1 protein-coding gene and 2 pseudogenes are annotated in these 2,419 nt (G+C 62.1%); all 3 read right to left on the bottom strand.

Annotated features, from left to right (window positions below; translation table 11 throughout):
- A pseudogene (locus BN1136_RS08645) lies at window positions 1–460 on the bottom strand (histidine kinase); the annotation flags it as partial.
- A gap of 54 nt (window positions 461–514) precedes the next feature.
- Entirely contained in the window at window positions 515–811 is a 297-nt protein-coding gene (gene ihfA, locus BN1136_RS08640) for an integration host factor subunit alpha (RefSeq protein ID WP_005300715.1), read from the bottom strand.
- A 3-nt stretch (window positions 812–814) separates the two neighbouring features.
- Window positions 815–2,419: pseudogene (gene pheT / locus BN1136_RS08635) on the bottom strand (phenylalanine--tRNA ligase subunit beta); the annotation flags it as partial.

The raw sequence follows: 2,419 nt of genomic DNA, 5'->3' as shown, positions 1-2,419 counted from the left end.
CCGCCTCGGTCAGGGGCAGCTGGGAGGCCCGTGGATAGAGCCGTGCCAGGATCTCCTGTGCTCGCCAGATGGGCGAGACCAGGAAGCTGGCCTCGTCGAGTTCGCCGCGATAGAGAATGGCTGACTCCGCCTCCAGCATGGCCCGACTCAGCGCCATGCCGGACGGCGTCTGCAGGGAGGGACTCACATGGGGGATGAGATCACAGCGGCCATCCTGCAGGCCCTGCAAGGTGGCCGCCCAGTTGGGCAAGGTCTCGAAGCGCAGCGGCACCGGCAGCTGCTGGGCCAGGCGCGTCACCTGGTCGATAAGCAGCCCCCCCTGCTCTTCCAGATAGGGAGGGCGCTGCAGGGCGGGGTAACAGAAGGTCAGTCCGGAGAGTGCATCAACATACGCCTGGGTCCCGGGTGACAGGGGGAGTATGGCGGCCCGCAGTGGCAGGGCCAGCAACGCACCGGACAGCAGCAGAATTCTTATCATAGAAACGGAAAAGCCAGGCGATTGCCTGGCTTTTTATCACTCGTTGGGTTCAACATTTTCTACCCTGGCCTTGAGTTTCTGGCCGGGCCGAAAGGTCACCACACGGCGGGCGCTGATGGGAATATCCTCGCCCGTCTTGGGGTTGCGTCCGGGGCGCTGGTTCTTCTCGCGAAGATCGAAGTTACCGAAGCCTGAAATCTTGACCTGTTCGCCACGCTCGAGCGCTTGTCGGATTTCCTCAAAGAAGGCTTCCACCATATCTTTGGCTTCACGCTTGCTCATCCCGAGCTGGGTGAACAGGTGCTCTGCAATGTCGGCTTTGGTAAGCGCCATAGATCAATCCCTCAAGGATGCATTCAACTCTTCACCAAGGGCCCGCACGACATTGTCCACGGTCTCGGCGATCTCTTTCTCCTCCAGGGTGCGCTGGGTGTCTTGCAACACCAGGCTGATGGCCAGACTCTTCTTGTCCTCGGCCATACCAGCACCCTGGTATACGTCGAACAAGTTTATTCCAACTAACTGATTTCCGCCAACTTTTTTAATTACTGCCAGAACGTCGCCAGCCAGGATCTGTCTGTCAACCACCACGGCGATGTCGCGACGGTTGGCCGGGAAGCGGGACACTTCGGCCGCAACCGGCACCTTGGCCGGCGTCAGCTTGTCCAGCTCCAGCTCGAACATGACGGCACGAGTCTTGAGTCCCAGCTTCTTCTCGAGGCTCGGGTGGATCACGCCGATGTGGCCGATGACCTCGCCATTGCGCAGGATCGCCGCGCTCTGGCCCGGGTGCAGGGCACTGTGCTCGGCACGCTCGAAGGTGAAGGTAGCGCCTTCGGCGGTCAAGTCCAGCACCGCTTCCAGATCCCCTTTCAGATCAAAGAAGTCGGCTGCGCGGCTCTTGATGTCCCAGTGCTCGTCGCTCTGGTTGCCGGTGATGATGCCGGCCAGCATGGGCTCCTGACGGATGCCGTTCTCGGCATTTTCGTCCTTGATGAAACGCAGGCCCTGCTCGAACAGGCGCACACGCGGCTGCTGACGGTTCTGGTTGTAGACGACCGCCTGTACCAGACCCGGGAACAGAGAGACACGCATGGCGGACATCTCGACCGAGATCGGGTTCGGCAGCACGATGGCATCGCTATGCGGGAACAGGGTCTGCTGAGCCTTGGGATCCACGAAGCTGTAGGTGATCGCTTCCTGGAAGCCGCGATCGACCAGCAGGTCGCGCACCCGCTTCAGGGTCACCTGCCCTTCTGCCTGCTCGACCATCGCGAGCGATGCGGCGGGCTTGAGGTTCGGGATGTTGTTGTAGCCGTAGATGCGGGCCACTTCCTCGATGAGGTCTTCCTCGATGGCGATATCGAAACGCCAGGAGGGAGCCAGCGCAGTCCAGCCGTCGGCATCCACGGTCACCTGCATGCCGAGGCTCCTTGTCGAGCTTGCTACGACGCAGCTTGATGGGGGCAGCCTTGGGCAGATGGGCATCGGATTTGACCTCGATGACCGGACCCGCTTCACCGCCGCAGATATCCAGCAGCAGACGGGTGGCACGATCCATCACCTTGGCCTGCAGCTCCGGATCCACCCCGCGCTCGAAGCGGTGGGAGGAGTCGGTGTGCAGACCGTAGGCACGGGCACGGCCGGTGATGGAGAGCGGCGCGAAGAAGGCGCACTCCAGCAGGATGTCGGTGGTGGTCTCGGACACCCCGGTGCGATCGCCGCCGAAGATGCCGGCCATGCAGGCAGGGCCCTTGGCATCGGCAATCACCAGGGTGGTCTCTTTGAGCTTCACCTCGTTGCCATCGAGCAGGGTCATCGGCTCGTCGGCCTTGGCGCGGCGCACCACCAGTTCCCCTTCAAGCGTCGCCAGGTCGAAGGCGTGCATCGGCTGGCCGTATTCCAGCAGCAGGTAGTTGGTGATGTCGACGATGGCGTCGA

This window comes from Aeromonas taiwanensis (genome assembly GCF_000820165.1).
GTDB classification, from domain to species: Bacteria; Pseudomonadota; Gammaproteobacteria; order Enterobacterales; family Aeromonadaceae; genus Aeromonas; species Aeromonas taiwanensis.
The sequence above is the reverse complement of the archived record's forward strand: the minus strand, read 5'-3'. Positions and strand labels throughout refer to the sequence as shown.